Annotated in this window: 14 protein-coding genes and 4 tRNA genes; 12 read left to right on the top strand and 6 right to left on the bottom strand. The window is 46.7% G+C overall.

Annotation, left to right across the window (positions count from 1 at the left end; translation table 11 throughout):
* Positions 1-149: 149 nt before the first annotated feature.
* The 8 genes from IEW69_RS11375 (at position 150) to IEW69_RS11340 (ending at position 10,660) form a co-directional block, all read left to right on the top strand.
* Positions 150-3,158 carry a SusC/RagA family TonB-linked outer membrane protein gene (locus IEW69_RS11375; protein ID WP_188626981.1) on the top strand — a complete coding sequence of 1,003 codons (3,009 nt, stop codon included), beginning with the start codon at positions 150-152 and terminating at the stop codon, positions 3,156-3,158.
* Positions 3,159-3,244: 86 nt separating this feature from the next.
* A complete protein-coding gene (locus tag IEW69_RS11370; RefSeq protein WP_188626980.1) occupies positions 3,245-4,762 on the top strand; it encodes a RagB/SusD family nutrient uptake outer membrane protein in 1,518 nt (505 codons plus the stop codon).
* Positions 4,763-4,788: 26 nt separating this feature from the next.
* Positions 4,789-5,655 carry a PKD domain-containing protein gene (locus IEW69_RS11365; RefSeq protein ID WP_188626979.1) on the top strand — a complete coding sequence of 289 codons (867 nt, stop codon included), beginning with the start codon at positions 4,789-4,791 and terminating at the stop codon, positions 5,653-5,655.
* 20 nt (positions 5,656-5,675) lie between these two features.
* A complete protein-coding gene (locus IEW69_RS11360) occupies positions 5,676-6,800 on the top strand; it encodes an acyltransferase family protein (protein ID WP_188626978.1) in 1,125 nt (374 codons plus the stop codon).
* Between the two features lie 27 nt (positions 6,801-6,827).
* Positions 6,828-7,955 carry a phosphotransferase enzyme family protein gene (locus IEW69_RS11355; RefSeq protein WP_229663599.1) on the top strand — a complete coding sequence of 376 codons (1,128 nt, stop codon included), beginning with the start codon at positions 6,828-6,830 and terminating at the stop codon, positions 7,953-7,955.
* Complete coding sequence (locus IEW69_RS11350) at positions 7,948-8,655, top strand: carbohydrate-binding family 9-like protein (RefSeq protein ID WP_188626977.1); 708 nt, start codon at positions 7,948-7,950, stop codon at positions 8,653-8,655. The genes IEW69_RS11355 and IEW69_RS11350 overlap by 8 nt, the downstream gene beginning before the upstream one ends.
* Before the next feature lie 20 nt (positions 8,656-8,675).
* Positions 8,676-10,025, top strand: a complete 1,350-nt coding sequence (locus IEW69_RS11345; RefSeq protein WP_188626976.1) for a Gfo/Idh/MocA family protein — start codon at positions 8,676-8,678, stop codon at positions 10,023-10,025.
* 86 nt (positions 10,026-10,111) lie between these two features.
* Entirely contained in the window at positions 10,112-10,660 is a 549-nt protein-coding gene (locus IEW69_RS11340) for an NADPH-dependent FMN reductase (RefSeq protein ID WP_188626975.1), read from the top strand.
* A 23-nt stretch (positions 10,661-10,683) separates the two neighbouring features.
* Here IEW69_RS11340 and IEW69_RS11335 read toward each other — a convergent pair whose 3' ends face one another.
* Entirely contained in the window at positions 10,684-11,328 is a 645-nt protein-coding gene (locus IEW69_RS11335) for a hypothetical protein (protein ID WP_188626974.1), read from the bottom strand.
* A 101-nt stretch (positions 11,329-11,429) separates the two neighbouring features.
* Positions 11,430-12,179, bottom strand: coding sequence for an MBL fold metallo-hydrolase (locus IEW69_RS11330; protein WP_188626973.1), 750 nt, complete (start codon positions 12,177-12,179; stop codon positions 11,430-11,432).
* 332 nt (positions 12,180-12,511) lie between these two features.
* On the opposite strand from IEW69_RS11330, the gene IEW69_RS11325 reads away from it, so the two are divergent.
* From IEW69_RS11325 to IEW69_RS11315, 3 genes are read left to right on the top strand one after another with little or no spacing between them, the layout of a single operon-like run.
* A complete protein-coding gene (locus IEW69_RS11325; RefSeq protein ID WP_188626972.1) occupies positions 12,512-13,078 on the top strand; it encodes a DUF4256 domain-containing protein in 567 nt (188 codons plus the stop codon).
* 15 nt (positions 13,079-13,093) lie between these two features.
* Positions 13,094-14,245, top strand: a complete 1,152-nt coding sequence (locus IEW69_RS11320; RefSeq protein WP_188626971.1) for a glycerate kinase — start codon at positions 13,094-13,096, stop codon at positions 14,243-14,245.
* On the top strand, positions 14,242-14,763 hold the full coding sequence (locus IEW69_RS11315; RefSeq protein ID WP_188626970.1) for a GntT/GntP/DsdX family permease: 522 nt from the start codon (positions 14,242-14,244) through the stop codon (positions 14,761-14,763). The genes IEW69_RS11320 and IEW69_RS11315 overlap by 4 nt, the downstream gene beginning before the upstream one ends.
* A 179-nt stretch (positions 14,764-14,942) precedes the next feature.
* On the opposite strand, the gene IEW69_RS11310 is transcribed toward IEW69_RS11315, so the two are convergent.
* The 4 genes from IEW69_RS11310 to IEW69_RS11295 form a co-directional block, all read right to left on the bottom strand.
* A tRNA-Glu gene (locus IEW69_RS11310) sits at positions 14,943-15,014 on the bottom strand.
* A 36-nt stretch (positions 15,015-15,050) separates the two neighbouring features.
* A tRNA-Met gene (locus IEW69_RS11305) sits at positions 15,051-15,126 on the bottom strand.
* A 43-nt stretch (positions 15,127-15,169) separates the two neighbouring features.
* A tRNA-Glu gene (locus tag IEW69_RS11300) sits at positions 15,170-15,241 on the bottom strand.
* A gap of 41 nt (positions 15,242-15,282) precedes the next feature.
* A tRNA-Met gene (locus IEW69_RS11295) sits at positions 15,283-15,355 on the bottom strand.
* Between the two features lie 109 nt (positions 15,356-15,464).
* Between IEW69_RS11295 and era the strand changes: the two genes are divergently transcribed.
* Positions 15,465-16,343: a GTPase Era gene (gene era, locus IEW69_RS11290; protein ID WP_188626969.1), complete on the top strand. Its 879-nt coding sequence runs from the start codon at positions 15,465-15,467 to the stop codon at positions 16,341-16,343.
* The last annotated feature ends 18 nt before the right edge of the window (positions 16,344-16,361 follow it).

Here is a 16,361-nt window from a genome sequence, read left to right as displayed (position 1 = left end):
AAATTAAACAAACGTTTGCGTAACCTGCGCAATCGTTTGCGCTACTGCGTTTTACGATGCCCGTGATCTGGAGAACTTTTCTTAACAGTTTATTTACTTCATATTTACAATAAGGCCTTTTTCAGGAACCACCATTTAAATCCCGCATCATGATTAAAAAACTTTTACTCCTTTGTTGTTGCTTACTGGCGATGCATACCGGCGGCTTTTCACAGGAGCAACGCGTAAGCGGACGCATTGTATCTGCAAAGGATAGCCAACCCCTGCCAGGCGTCAGCGTCGCCCTTAAAGGGTCATCAAACATCGTTAGCACCGACGGCAGCGGTGCGTTCAGCATTGGTACACCCGCAGGCAAGTCGACCCTAGTACTAACCTTCGTCGGTTTCTTACGGAAAGAAGTTGAAGTTAACGCGGGGCAATCCAGCGTACAGATCCGGCTTGATGAAGACGTGCAGCAGCTTAACGACGTTGTTGTAGTAGGTTACAGCAGCAAGAAACAAAGTGCCCTTACCAGTGCCGTAACAGTTGTGTCTGCAGAGCAGCTTAAGGATGTCACCACAAACAATGTTGGATCCATGCTGCAGGGTAAGGTTGCCGGTTTACAGGTTGTAAACAGCTCCGGTGCTCCTGGTGCTGCGCCCGACATCCGTTTACGTGGCGTGTCCTCGGTAAATGCGAACCAAAGTCCGCTGTTTGTGGTCGATGGTATCATTGGGGGCAACTATGACCCGAATGATGTGGAGAGCATTACCGTATTGAAAGATGCGGCATCAACGGCACTCTATGGTTCTCAAGCCAATGCCGGTGTAATCGTGGTAACGACGAAAAAAGCAAAACAAGGCCAGACGCGCTTTGAAGCGAAAGTGGCTACCGGATTCAGAACTGCCGATTTTGGCAAGCTCCAGGTGATGAGCAGCAACGAGCTTTATGATCATCAAAAGGAGTTCTATAGAGATTACATCCTTGGTGCACCGGACAATTCCTATAAAATCGACCTTGGAAAGTTCTATGCGGAACGCCCGTTAACGCTCAGAGATCAGAACTATAGTTGGCCAGAGGAATCTTTCCAATCGGCACCTATCTATAATTTTTACTTATCCGCCGCTGGCCGTACAGAAAAGAACGACTACTACGTAGGTGCTTCCTATTACAACGAAAAAGGAACATTCCAGAATACGAAATATCAGCGCATTAACTTACGTGGAAACTCCACTTATCACTTCTCGAACAAACTTGACGTAACCAACAACATCAACCTGAGTGCGAACATGGGTAAGAGTTACGACTACATGGATGTTTACTATTCCTTCCTGAACATGCCATGGGACAACCCTTATGATGAAACGGGCAAACCGGTCTACGTAGATGGTAACTCCACTTTCAAATGGTGGTCCAGGGACAAAGTGAATCCACTACACACCATTGAGAACTCAGACCACAGCTACAAGGGCTTTGATGTGAACTACGATTTGGGTGTTAACTACCGCATTACCGATTGGCTTACCTTCTCCAGTTCAAACCGTGTTGCTGCATCCTTCAATAAAGGCACGAACTTCGTGTCGCCATTGGCTGCAGGCACCTACCGCGGCTCAGGATACCTGAATGAGCTAAATACACTTAACTATGGCATCGTGTCCAATCAGTTGCTTCGCTTCGCCTTCAAATTTGGGGATCATAGCCTAAACGGTTTTGCAGGTGCGGCGTTTGAAGGTAGCCAGACCGAATATTCGGGTGCCTCTGGAAGAGGATTGCCTGAGGGTTTAAGGGTGCTCAACGTTGTTTCCAACAACCAACTGGTTAATGGTTACAATAATCAGGGCTACCTGCAATCCCTGCTTTCACAGGTAGATTATAACTACAAAGAAAAATATTTCCTTACTGCATCTTTCCGCTACGACGGTTCCTCTGCATTTGCACCAACCAAACAATACGGGAGCTTCCCGGCAATCTCCGGTGCATGGCTCATCAGCAATGAAGATTTCCTTGCCGGTAGCAACATCCTGAACTACCTTAAACTAAGGGGAAGCTATGGTATCACGGGCACACAGGATATTGGTGCTTCAAGATACCTTGGACTTTACTCTTTAACCACCCAATACAACTCTGTTGTTGGCGCAGTACCTTACCAATTGGCAAGTCCGACGCTAACCTGGGAGAGCAAAAACCAGATCAATGCAGGTTTGGATATCGGCTTGTTTAAGCGTGTAAACCTTACGGTAGATGTATATCGCAACAACACCAAAGATCTACTGCTGCAGGTATCACAACCTTTATCTGTAGGCTTTGAAACCAAGTGGGAGAATGCCGGAAACGTAGTGAACAAGGGTATTGAGCTTGGCATCACCTCGGCTAACATTCAGAACAAGAACTTCGACTGGAGCACAGACTTCACCATCAACTTTAACAGCAACAAGCTTGAAGGCTTGCCAGCGAGCATCGTTAAAACTGGTTCATGGAGCATCTCTCAAATCTACAGGAACGGTGGAAATCTGTATGAGTTCTACATGCCAAAATGGCTTGGTGTTGATGCACAAACCGGCGGACCACTTTGGGAGAAGTTAACCTATGATGAAAGTGGTGCGGTGACGGGAAGAGAAAGCACCAGTGATTATGCGCAGGCCACCATTCAGGAGAGTGGTTCCGCATTACCGAAATTCCAGGGTGGTTTCAACAACAACTTCCGGTACAAGAATTTCAACCTTCGGGTGAGCACCTATTTCAACTATGGCAACAAAGTATTCAGCAACAACCTTCGTTTTATGATGAACGACGGTCATGAGCCATATTACAACCAGATTCAAATGCCTGATGATGCGAAAATCTGGACCGGTCCGGGCGATACGCAGGCAACAGAACCAAGCCCGCAGAACTCCGCAAACTCTACGGAAACATCTACCCGTTACCTTAAAAACGGAAGTTACTTCAGTATCCGCAACATCGCATTGTCGTACCGTTTACCGAAAGCATGGTCAAGCAAAATCAATATGGAAGGCATCACCGTCGGACTTACCGCAGATAATGTGGCAACCTTCTCTAATTTCCTTGGTCAGGATCCGCAAACCACCATACAGGCCGGAAGCTTCGGTACACCAGGCGTTTCAGATTTCAAGTATCCGAACAACAGACAATACCTGTTCAACATTAACTTTAGTTTCTAACAAGGTCTTAATCAAAGCATTTGAACCCCTCATGACAGCAAATAGAAAGCTCCTGATGGTTCTGCAAACATCAAACACGTAAAACGATGAAAAAGAAAATATTCACCCTGTTCATGCTTTTTGTGGCCGCTTCGAGTGGTTGCAAGAAACTGGAGGTTAACCCAAGCGATGCGATCAGCACCGGTACCCTTGTGACCACCAACGACGGTTTAACAAACGCACTTAACGGCGCATACGCCCTATTAAAAGACCACATTGCGTTTAATGGCACGGTCGATAACAACAACATGTACCTGCGCCAGTTCTATCAGCTGTCTGACTTTGCCAGCGATGACATCACCTGCGGGCAAATTACAGAGGATCCATTATTCAACAGCTTTACCCTGGGACACTCCCCTTCTCAGGCCAATACCCGGTACTTCTGGTATGTGTCTTACAAGATCATCACGGGTGTAAACACCGTAATTGATGCCGTAGAGAAGCTACCTGACCCGGATGCAAAGACTAAGCAGCTGCTGGGCGAATGCTACTTTCTCCGCGCTTTAAGCCACTTTAATCTCGTTCGATTGTTCGGTCAGCCTTACAGCATTGCACCTGACGCACCCGGCATCATTTTGCGCACGAACTTAACTGATGAAGGCATTAAAGCACGCTCAACGATTGCTGAGGTTTATGCCTCCGTGCTTGCAGACGCGGAACAAGCCGCTGCACTGATGACACAACCCAGAGGTGTACAATATGCCTCCGCAGAAGCCGCAAATGGCTTACTTGCCCGGGTAAACCTTTATAAAGAAGATAATGCTAAAGCCATTGAGTACGCCAATAAGGTGATTAACTCAGGTCGCTTCTCTTTGAGCACCAAGGCGACTTACCCGTCCTTGTTCGCGAATGCAACCACCAGTCCGGAAACCATTTTCTGCATTGCTTTCACCGCAGCAGACGACTATGGCAAGTTCGGTTCGATCGCTTCCATGATCTATTCGGACGGGAACTCTGGCTGGGGTGAAGAGTTTGCATCGTCATCCCTTCGCGCAGCCATGGCCGCACACCCTGAAGACGTAAGGTGGTCGTACATTGTTCCATCTAAAGATGCATCCGGCACCGTGCAGAAGAAAAACGGTGTGGAGATGTATTACATCACTAAGTTCTCCTTTCAGAACGGGCAGCCAAACCTAAGCTCCCCAATCATGTTCCGCCTGGCAGAAATGTACCTGATCCGCGCAGAAGCGGAAGCCAAAACTGGCGCCACCGCAGCAGCACTGGATGATCTTGACATGATTCGTAAAAACCGTGGACTGGAAACTGCGCTGTATAACAAATCCCTGCCGCAAGGTAGCAATGCGCTGGACCTGGTGCTGGCAGAGAAACGTATTGAAATGGCCTTTGAAGGCCACCGCACATATGATGTGTTCCGCAACAAGCGCAGCCTGAATAAGAACTATTGGGGCTACCACATCCTTGGCTTAAAGGAAACCGATATTGACTTGGGTAAAACCCCTTCGGGTTACCAGAACCTGAGTGTGCCATACACCAGTCCAAGAATTATATACTATCTGCCGGTTGATGAAATTCTAACCAATCCGCTGGCCATCCAAAATCCATAGTACCAAGGGCTATTAACATTAATGAGATGAAGAAATTAAGATCATACCTGTTCCTGTGCTGTGTAACACTGACAGGAACATTCCTACAAGGCTGCAAGTCGGACGACTACGAACCACAGACCGACCTGGCCTACGAGGTGCTTGTTGAAGGCAATACCGCAACGTTCAAGGTACTAACCGCTGGGGCAACCAACTACAACTGGGACTTTGGCGACGGGCAAACCTCTTCGGATGCAAACCCGAGTCACACCTACCCTGGAAAAGGCAAATACGTGCCAACCTTAACCGCCATGGTGAATGGAAAATCTACCGAATCCTCCACGGTGATCCGGATTGCAAAGTCATCACCAGTTAAAATCAACGACAATAGTCTTGACGATTGGGCAGCGGTAACGAAAGACGTGGTGCCCCTGGGTACAACAAAAGGGGTTTTCAATGTGGTGAAGTTTGATTACGACGGGAACTACATTTACATGTACGCGGAGATGACCGGCAAAAAAGCCGATGGTAACATCTTCGACTTCTACATTGATTCAGACAACAATGCCGGCACAGGATTGCTAACCGGAACATTCGCGGGTGGTGGTTACGACATTCTGCTGGAGGGACAGCTGCTTACCGGCGGGTTGGATATCTTCTATCATGCGGGCACCAATCAGAACGCCTTTGCTTTCGATCAGCAATCCATTGCCGAAGCTTTCAACGTGGGCACCGTTAAGGAAGAAGGTGGCATGGTGAAGTTTGAAATGCGCATTGCACGCGGCAAGCTGAAAGGTCTTACCGGTGAAGGCATGCGGGTGGGCATACAGGCGATTAAAAGCGACTGGTCTGTGGTGCTGGGCAATGCACCGGACGAAGGCAAGCCAAGTTTCTTCCTTGACATGAGCGAATAATTCACAAACAGCTGCTTATTATGACAAATACCCTTACCGATACACCGCAAAGCAACTACCGTGTGATATCACTTGATGTGCTGCGGGGGATCATTATGATTCTGCTTTGTGCAGAAAGCTGCCGGGTTTATGAATCCCTAAATCACCTGGAGCCTTCTGGATTGGGTGCGGGACTGGTGAATCAGTTTTTTCATCATCCATGGCATGGCTTACATTTCTGGGATCTGGTGCAGCCCGCTTTTATGTTCATGGCAGGATCGGCGATGTATATTTCCTACAGTCGTAAGCTAGCGAAAGGTGTCACCTGGAGCGGCAACTTCAGGCACATCCTGATCCGCTGCTTAAGGCTCTTCATCTGCGGTGTGGGGCTGCACTGCATCTATGCAGGCAAACCGGTATGGGAGCTCTGGAACGTATTAACACAACTTGCTTTTACCACGCTCATCGCTTATCTGACTATCAACCGGTCTTTCGGCTTCCAGATTGCATGCTCCATCGGACTACTCATCCTTACGGAGCTGCTTTATCGGATGGTTCTGATGCCGGGCTTTTCACAACCATTTGTAGAGGGGCATAACTTCGGATCTTACATGGACACCATCCTCATGGGCAAAATCAACAGCGATGGCTGGGTGGCGATTAACATCATTCCAACAGCTGCGCACACCATCTGGGGTGTGCTTGCAGGCAAACTTCTGGTAACCGAGCGCAGTGCCGTATATAAGGTGAAAGCCTTGCTGTTTGCAGGCCTGGCAGCTTTGGTTCTGAGCCATGGGCTCGATCTATTAAACATCACTCCAATAATTAAGCGAATCAGCACCAGCTCATTTGCTTTAGCTTCTGGCGGCTGGGTGCTGCTGTTATTGGCTGCGGTTTACTGGCTGGTCGACATTAAAAAGAATACCCGATATGCCTGGATCGCGACCGTTATGGGTATGAATGCAATCTTTATATACCTGTTCTTTGAAACGGTGGGTATGCAGTGGGTAAACGGTGCTGTAGACATTTTCAGCGGACAGCTGCTGCACTTGTTTTTTGGCATTTCCGTTCCTGTAGCAGCGGTGTTTTCCGCCTTTACAACCTTAATCCTGGAATGGGCCTTATGCTACTGGCTGTACAAACGCGGCATATTCTTTAAACTCTAATCATTTCCTAATCCTAATTTTTCTATAGTGCAAATCACGAACTACATCCCTGAGGTTATTACCAAATTCAAATGCATGGACAGCCTAGGCCATGCAGCGCCTTATGGATCCGGTCATATCAACGACTCCTTCCTCGTTAAAAGTGAAAATCCTACCGGACCCCACTATCTTTTACAGCGCATCAATACATCCATCTTCAGCAATGTGGAGGGCCTGACGGAAAACATGCTGCAGGTAACCGCACACTTAAAAGCGAAATTGGCTGATGGTAGCGGCGATCCGTTGAAAGAGGTTATGACCCTAATCCCAACGCATGATGGTAAATATTATCATCAGGACCCTGCAGGCAATTATTGGCGGATGTTGCACTTCCTAAGCGATACCCGATCATACGATATGGTGTCGACAGAAAAGCAGGCCTATGAAGGCGGAAAAGCCTTTGGCAAGTTCCAGTCCATGCTCTCCGATTTCCCATCGGAAGTACTCTATGAAGTGATCCCAGATTTCCACAACATTAAGTTCAGGTTGGCGCAGCTGCAGGAATCAATTGAAAGAAACCTTGCAGGCCGCCTGAATACCGTGCGTGAAGAACTGGCGCTGGTTAAACAACATGCAGATGCCATGCTCTATTTCCAGCAAGCGGAAACGGCAGCGAACCTACCTAAACGGGTGACACATAATGATACCAAGTTTAACAATGTTTTGCTCGACAGCAATGATGAGGCGCAATGTGTAATTGACTTGGAAACCGTTATGGAGGGCTATGTGGCCTACGACTTCGGCGATGCCATTAGAACAATCATTAATACCGCTTCGGAAGATGAAGCAGACCTACAAAAAATCAACCTAAACCTACCTTTATTTCAAGCCTACACCAAAGGCTACCTGGAAAATGCTGCCGGCTTTCTGACGGATCTGGAGGTACAGTCCTTAATAAAGGGTGTACTACTGTTCCCGTACATGCAAGGTGTAAGATTTCTGACTGACCATCTGAATGGCGACACCTATTACAAAATCAAGTTTGCGAACCACAACTTGCAGCGCGCACGTGCACAATTCCAGCTATTCCGGATGCTTCATGAAAAAGCACCCCTACTGCAGGAAATCATCCAGACCGAAATCAGCAACTTAAAAACCTTACCCGCACATGGCTGAACCTTTTAGCATTTCCTTTCTGCCGCAGGTAGATCAGCAGACTTCAATTGAGGCGCTTACTGAATTACTGGATGGCGTTGCGCGACAACCTATTGCACATGCGCCCTGGGCCGACGGGACGGGATTACCGAAAGTCGACTTTGCCATCGCGCATAACGCAGAAGCCATTTTGCTGAAATACTTTGTGCAGGAAAAGGAAATTAGGGCGCAGTACCATAAACTGAACGATCCGGTTTATGAAGACAGCTGTGTGGAATTCTTCATTGCTTTTAATGCTGAAGCTGCGTACTACAACCTGGAGTTTAACTGCGCGGGCACAGCAAGGGTGCAGTACGGTCCGGGGAAGCACGAGCGGGTTTTCATTCCTGACCATCTTCTGGAGCGTATCCGCTTCCACATCAGCATCCGCAACAAGTCTGAAGCCGGAATCTGCTGGGAACTGACCCTGCTCCTTCCAAAAGAGCTATTTAAGTTCCACCCCAACCTGGTGCTGGAACAAACGCCGGCAAGGGTTAACTTTTTCAAATGTGGCGACCGCCTGCCACAGCCGCATTTCCTCTGCTGGAGTAACATTATAGCAGACAGTCCTGAGTTTCATTTACCTGCCTTTTTTAAAGATGCTATCTTTAAATCCAGGGCACTCACTGAAGAAAATACAAACGCTGTCCCATTGTGGACCGCTATTACAAATAAATATTAAGAACCAAATAAGAACACATTATGGATCGCAGAGAATTCGTTAAAAACACTGCCGTTGGCATAACCGGCTTTACCATCCTGCCCTCAGGCATGTTATTCGGAAAAGATACAGATAAAGTAAGACTTGGATATATCGGTGTTGGACTACGTGGAAGAAATCACATTGGCGAGGGTTTACTTCGCAATGATGTGGAGGTTGTAGCCATTTGCGACACGCAGGAAAGCTCACTAGAATACTGCCGCGAGCAGTTCGTAAAGGCCAAGAAAAAGCTTCCCACAGAATACACCGGCGGCCTTGACGCTTACAAGAAGCTTATTGCACGTAAAGACATTGATGCAGTGATCATTTCTACCCCTTGGGAATTTCATAAGGAGCAAGCAATTGACACCATGCGCGCTGGAAAATATGTCGGCTGTGAGGTTATCGCAGGTGTTACCGAACAGGACCACTGGGATATTTTGAAGGTCTACGAAGAAACAAAGGTCCCATACATGACCCTTGAAAACGTATGCTACCGCCGTGATGTTATGGCTGTGCTGAATATGGTGCGCCAGAATGTTTTCGGAGAGCTGATTCATCTGGAAGGCGGCTACGAGCACGATCTTAGAGGGGTCTTGTTTAATGACGGCAAGAACTTCAGTGGAAAAGGTGCTGAATTCGGTCCCAATACCGTTGGTGAAGCGCAGTGGCGTACACAATGGAATGTGGACCGTGATGGTGACATCTACCCTACGCACGGCGCAGGCCCGGTAATGAACTACGCGAACATCAATCGAGGCAACCGCTTTACCAATCTCGTTTCGTTCTCCTCAAAATCCAGAGGCCTCAACACCTATATCAATAAGGTTGCACCAGGACACAAAAACGCGAACATCAAGTTTAAGAATGGCGATGTGACCACAACCATGCTGAATTGCGCCAATGGCGAAACTGTTACCTTAACCCACGACACGCACCTGCCAAGACCGTATTCATTGGGCTTCCGCGTTCAAGGTACAGAAGGCATTTGGATGGATGTTAACAACTCCATTTACATCGAGGGCAAGTCTGACAAACACGATGAGTGGGACAAAGCTTCAAAGTGGTTCGAAAAGTATGATCACCCGCTGTGGAAGAAATATGCGTCGCAGGCAGAAGGCGCAGGTCATGGCGGTATGGACTGGTATGTATTTAATGCATTCGTACAAGCGGTTAAACAACGTAAACAAACCCCTATCGACATCTACGACTCACTAACCATGAGCGTGATTACACCGCTTTCAGAGAAATCTTTAAAAGAAGGTAATGCGCCGCAGGACTTCCCGGATTTCACAAAAGGAAAGTGGAAGGAAAGGAAGAATACTTTTGCGCTTGACGACAGCGGCTTGTAGTGTTAGCTGCCAGCGGATTGTAAGATTAGCTTTAGTCCCGAACTATTTAACTGCTATGGGGTTATGTGTATGTAAAACATCTTATTATGGCTAATAAAAAAATTGCAGTACTCGTTGGGAGTTTAAGAAAAGATTCTTTTAATAGAAAGATCGCTGAAGCGGTTCAAAGCCTTGCATCCGCTAATTTGGAACTTGAGTTCCTGGAGATTGGGAATTTGGTGTACTATAATGAAGATTTGGACCATGGAAATCCACCACAGGAATGGACAGCCTTTAGAACAAAAATTAAGGAAGCTGATGGCGTTTTATTCTTTACACCGGAGTACAACCGCGGTACAACTGCAGTTTTGAAGAACGCTATAGATGTTGCTTCAAGACCTTATGGCCAAAACAGCCTTGCGGGTAAACCAGGTGCTGTGGTTAGTGTTTCCATTAGTGCACTTGGCGGATTTGGAGCTAACCACCACTTACGGCAGTCCATGGTTTTCGTAGATGTGTTGATGATGCAACAGCCGGAAGCTTACATTGGCAATGCACAATCCTTATTTGATGATCAGGGCAATGTGGTGGAGGATACAAAGCAGTTTCTGAAAACCTTTATAGATGCCTATGAACAATGGGTGAACAAGTTCTAAAAAAAGAAGGCCGCAGTTTAAAACTAGCGGCCTTCTTTTTTATAGCATATCTGAATATTCAATAGGCTTAACGCATTAACGCGCTTTAAATTCAATTTTTGATACCAGGTATGCTTTCCCAAACTGCTGGGGATCATGGGTGGGACTGTGTTTGTATTCTTCCAGCTTTCGGACAAATAGTTGTTAAAGGCCCAAATCTCCTCAAGTTGATCCTTTACCTCATTGTTAGCTGCCCTAAGGTTCACCTTATCATCCATAAGATACCGATCACCTTCCTTTCTCAACTTTATAAATGGTCCGCCGGGCACAATCGTTTGAATCAACGCAAGTTCAAAAGGTACGGTCACGCTGACCTTCTCCTTGCTAACAACTTTAACAAACTCCAGCCAGTAAGATGGACTATCCTGTAAAGGTTCAGCAGGCTTAACAACTTTAGCGATGACCCGATAGGTGTACCCTGGCTCACGTTCGCTGAAACCGCCAAGCCACATCTCTGCAGGTTTATTGGATGGCAGTAATAGCAAAGGGTCTTCTACTGCGCCATAGCGGTCGCTAACGAGGACTTCCACTTCCTGGCCATTTTTAAGCTTTGCTGGTCCAATAAGGTCTTCTTTCGCACAGGCGGAAAGGAAAATTACAGCGAGTAACAAGTAAACATGTTTCATCATACAGATTGTTGGTTAAATATGAGTTAAACGCAAGTGGTCGTTTATACGCTACAAGGAGAGTCAAAGAACTAAGCTTAAAGGGATTATATTGTTGTAAATTGTTAGGCGATGGTGATCTGCTTGCCATCTTCTGCATATTCTAACTCCACCTGTTCCATGTGCGCCAGCATATCTACATCAAAGTGTGTGAGCCAAATTTTCTTACAGCTAAGCTCCGGTAAATGCTGCTGCAACGTACGATAGTTCAGATGTCCCTTCGCGTCCTTTTCATAGTAGTTGCACTGGCAGATAAAAAGGTCAGCATCCTTGGCTACATCCACCAGAACCGGAGTCCATTCCGTATCGCCGGAGTAACTGATTACATGCTTTCCAAGCTGGATCCGAAATGCATTGGGCAAGGCTGCAGCAACATGGATTACCGGAAAGGTCTGCACAACGAAGTTTGCCGTTTCTACAACCTCGAATGGCTGGTATGCTATGAAAGTGAGGGCAAGTGTGTCGAGTTGGAGACTGCCGGGATAAAGCAAATCTAAAAGGCTTTGGATACGTGGCTTCGCGCCAGGCGGACTGATGATTGTTAATGGCTTGGCATCTTGCTGGCGGGCATAATCCAGCAAAAAAAACGGTAGTCCACCATAATGATCCCCATGAAAGTGCGTGATCAGAATGGCATCAATGTCCCCTACCCGAAACCCACTCTGCTTCAAACCGCTTAGAACAGTTGCACCACAGTCAATTAGCAGCTGGCAGTCCGCGGCCTGGACATGAAAGCAGGTATTTAATCTTCCGCCGCTTCCAAAAGCATCTCCGGAACCAATTACCGTTAGGGTAACGCTTTGATTTTTGTTCATTTGCTCCATCGTAATCATCACTTTTGGTTTTTAACTTTATTCATTTGCTCCATAGCAATAATCAAATTAGTTTTCATTCTTATTCATTCGTACATCGCAATCATCAAATTGGTTTCACTAGAAAATTAATGGACGCTGATGCATATTTTTTACAAAAGTTAAACTGCTAGCGGCAACTTTCCCCTACAAATTAAACATTAAACCAAGTCTTTGACCATAAACAATTTACCTTAATTTAGTAGAGCTCACACCTTATATATAAGGAACCACATACTGAATGAATAAATCTGATGATTCTGATTGAAACAGATTCAAATAGCAATTCTTAATTCATGAAGCCTTTACAAAGTAAATTAACCCAGGAACAAATTGATGAACTGCTTTCCACATTGAAAGCACGCTTCGAAAAGCATTTGCATCGTCATACAGGCTTAAACTGGAAGGACGTACAATCCCGGTTACAAGCAAATCCAGATAAGCTCTGGTCGCTAAATGAGATGGAAAACACAGGAGGAGAACCCGATGTAGTCGCTTATGATCAAGCACAGGACACCTATCTTTTCTTCGATTGCGCGGCAGAAAGTCCTAAACAACGTAGAAGCATTTGCTACGACCAGGACGCATTGGAATCCCGAAAGGAAAACAAACCAAAACACAGTGCCCTTGGCATGGCTGAAGAAATGGGCATCAAAATACTTAATGAAGAACAATACAGGCTGCTTCAAACCCTTGGACACTTTGATATGAAAACCTCTAGCTGGATTGAAACACCCGCTGCGATCAGAGCTTTAGGCGGTGCTTTGTTTGCAGATTACCGATATGCAACCGTGTTCGTATACCACAATGGTGCAGAGTCCTATTATGCTGCAAGAGGCTTTCGGGGCGCGTTGGAGGTTTAACTTTTCAGGTGATTTATGAAGAAAATTGTAATTGCGGCCGATTCCTTTAAAGGTTCTGTAAGTTCGCTGGAAGTAGCCGATGCTGCGGAAGCGGCCATCCTCAAGAACTATCCAAACTGTACCGTTCTAAAAATACCCATGGCCGATGGTGGTGAAGGTACAGTAGATGCCCTACTTGCCACTTCAGTTGGCAAAGAAATCAGTTGCAAGGTGGGCGGACCAATGGGGCACCCCGTACATGCTGTATATGGCATCCTCGCTGATGAAAAAACTGCCGTAATGGAAATGGCAAGTGCCTGTGGACTTACATTGGTTCCGGAGGGTGAAAGAAATCCCCTACGGAGCTCCACCTATGGATTGGGGGAACTCATCAAAGATGCACTTGCACGTGGCTGCGAAACCTTTTTGATCGGCATCGGCGGGAGTGCCACTAATGATGCAGGAACGGGGATGTTGCAAGCCCTTGGCTTTAAGTTTCTGGACAGCAAAGGACAGGAGCTACCCCTTGGCGGAGAGATCTTAGGCGAAATCCTAAGCATTGACCAATCTGCCGCAATTCCTGCGTTCTTAGCTGCTACTTTTACCATTGCCTGTGATGTAGACAACCCTTGTACTGGCCCCAGGGGCGCTGCTCATGTTTACGCCCGCCAGAAAGGCGCAGACGATCAAGCCATAGAAAGGCTTGAAGAAGGCATGAAGAACTTTGTGGATGTAGTTAAAAAGACGAGGGGCATAGACATCAACACGATTCCTGGTTCAGGTGCAGCTGGCGGGCTTGGCGGAGGGTTCATGGCCTTTGCAAACGCATCATTAAAGCCAGGTGCACAGATGATTCTTGAAGCACTCAACTTTCAGCACATTATTAAAGATGCCGACCTGGTGATTACGGGCGAAGGTAAACTGGACCAACAAACCAGCATGAGAAAAGCCCCGATCACCGTTTTAAGGGCCGCCCAACAACAAAACATCCCGGTAATTGCCATCGCTGGAGGGATACAGGACATCCTCATGCTAAACAGCCTGGGTTTCCTTGCGGTACTTCCAATAATCCCCTACCCCGTTTCTATGCAGCGTGCCATGGAGCATGAATTTACCATTGATAACATTACAAGAACACTTGATCAGCTGTTTCGCACGCTGAAGTACTTCAATACATCTCAGTCATGAGTACATTTGGAGCCTTATTTGGATTATCATTATCCATTATTTTAATCATCCGGAAAGTCTCACCAGCTTATAGCCTGATCATTGGAGCAGTAATTGGTGGACTGTTGGGTGGGTTTACCCTGACGGAAACAGTAGCGCAGATGATTGATGGGGTTAAAGACGTATCACCCGCCATCCTGCGGATTCTGACGGCCGGCGTTCTCTCCGGTGTGCTGATTAAGACCGGTGCAGCAACCGCTATATCTAATGCCATCATCCAAAAGTTAGGTGAAAAGCACGTTTACCTGGCCATTGCACTTGCTACTTTTCTGCTAACCGCAATCGGCGTATTTATCGATGTTGCCGTCATTACCGTTGCACCCATCGCTTTGAACATTGGCAAAAAGCTGTCTATTCCTAAATCGATCTTGCTGTTAGTGATGATCGGCGGCGGTAAATGCGGGAACATCATTTCCCCGAATCCTAATACCATTATCGCTGCGGAAAACTTTCATTTTTCCATGCCACGGGTGGCGTAACGAATGTGGCGATTAACAACAGACTGAAACTCATTCCTTTTGAGACTGCAATAGGCGTATTCCTGACCCTGGCGTCCTTAATCACCTACCTGCTCTTTGGAAGCTAATACCTTGAAAGCAAACTAAAGGCATAACAAAAAAGGCTGCAAACTTTTCGTTTACAGCCTTCTTATCTGATGTAGCCCGCAGGGGAATCGAACCCCTATTTCCAGAATGAAAATCTGGCGTCCTAACCGGTAGACGAGCGGGCCAAAATGAAGCGACTAACATTGCTGTTATGCTTCCTTTGGTAGCGGGGACCAGACTCGAACTGATGACCTTCGGGTTATGAGCCCGACGAGCTACCAACTGCTCCACCCCGCACTATACTTTTATTATAGAGGCTGTCCTGCCTCTCTTTTTACTGTAGCCCGTAGGGGAATCGAACCCCTGTTTCCAGAATGAAAATCTGGCGTCCTCACCCCTAGACGAACGGGCCAAAATTAGAAGCGACTCACATTGCTGCTTATGCTTCCTAGGTAGCGGGGACCAGACTCGAACTGATGACCTTCGGGTTATGAGCCCGACGAGCTACCAACTGCTCCACCCCGCACTATTTGACAATTTAAAACGTTAAAGAACTACCCTGCGTTGTTTTTAAATTGGACTGCAAAGATATATTTCGTTTCTTTGCATTGCAAATTTATTTTAAAAAAAAGTTTATGTCACATAAAGCAGGTTTTGTAAGCATCATCGGAAAGCCCAATGTGGGCAAGTCTACCTTGATGAACGCGCTGATCGGCGAAAAGCTCTCCATCATCACACCCAAAGCCCAAACTACACGCCACCGGATTCTGGGTATCGTGAATGAAGAAGACTACCAAATTGTTTTTTCAGATACCCCCGGGGTGATCAAACCTAAATACGGGTTACAGGATGCAATGATGCATTCCGTAAATGGCGCGCTTAGCGATGCTGACCTACTTTTATTCGTTACCGATATCAATGAGCAGTATGATGAGAATGATGTTCTGGAGAAGATCCTGAACACCACCATCCCAATGATTGTACTGATCAACAAGATCGACAATGCTACCCAGGAACAAGTGGATGAGAAATCCGCCTTCTGGCAGGAGAAGCTGAACCCTAAACACATCTTCGCCATCTCTGCATTGCACAAATATAACCTCGATGGTATCATGGAAATGCTGCTGGATAACCTTCCGGAGCATGAAGCCTATTACGACAAAGAAGAACTTTCTGATCGCAGTCAACGCTTCTTCGTTTCAGAGATCATCCGTGAGAAAATCTTCACCAACTACCAGAAAGAAATCCCTTACAGCACAGAAGTTGTAATTACCGCCTTCAAAGAAGAAGAGAAGATCACCAGGATCAGTGCCGAGATTATCGTTGAACGAGATTCACAGAAAAACATCCTGATTGGCAAGGGCGGCTCCATGCTTAAAAAGGTTGGTACTGAGGCGCGTAAAGACATTGAGAAGTTCCTGGACCAGAAGGTGTTCCTGGAAACTTTTGTCAAAGTACTACCCGACTGGCGTAGTAAAAAGAATTACCTAAAAAGCTTCGGGTACGAAAATTAAGCGTACCTTTGCAACCCC

This window comes from Pedobacter quisquiliarum, from assembly GCF_014642175.1.
GTDB classification, from domain to species: Bacteria; Bacteroidota; Bacteroidia; order Sphingobacteriales; family Sphingobacteriaceae; genus Pedobacter; species Pedobacter quisquiliarum.
Note: the sequence above shows the minus strand (reverse complement) of the source record. Positions and strands in the feature narration are given on the sequence as shown.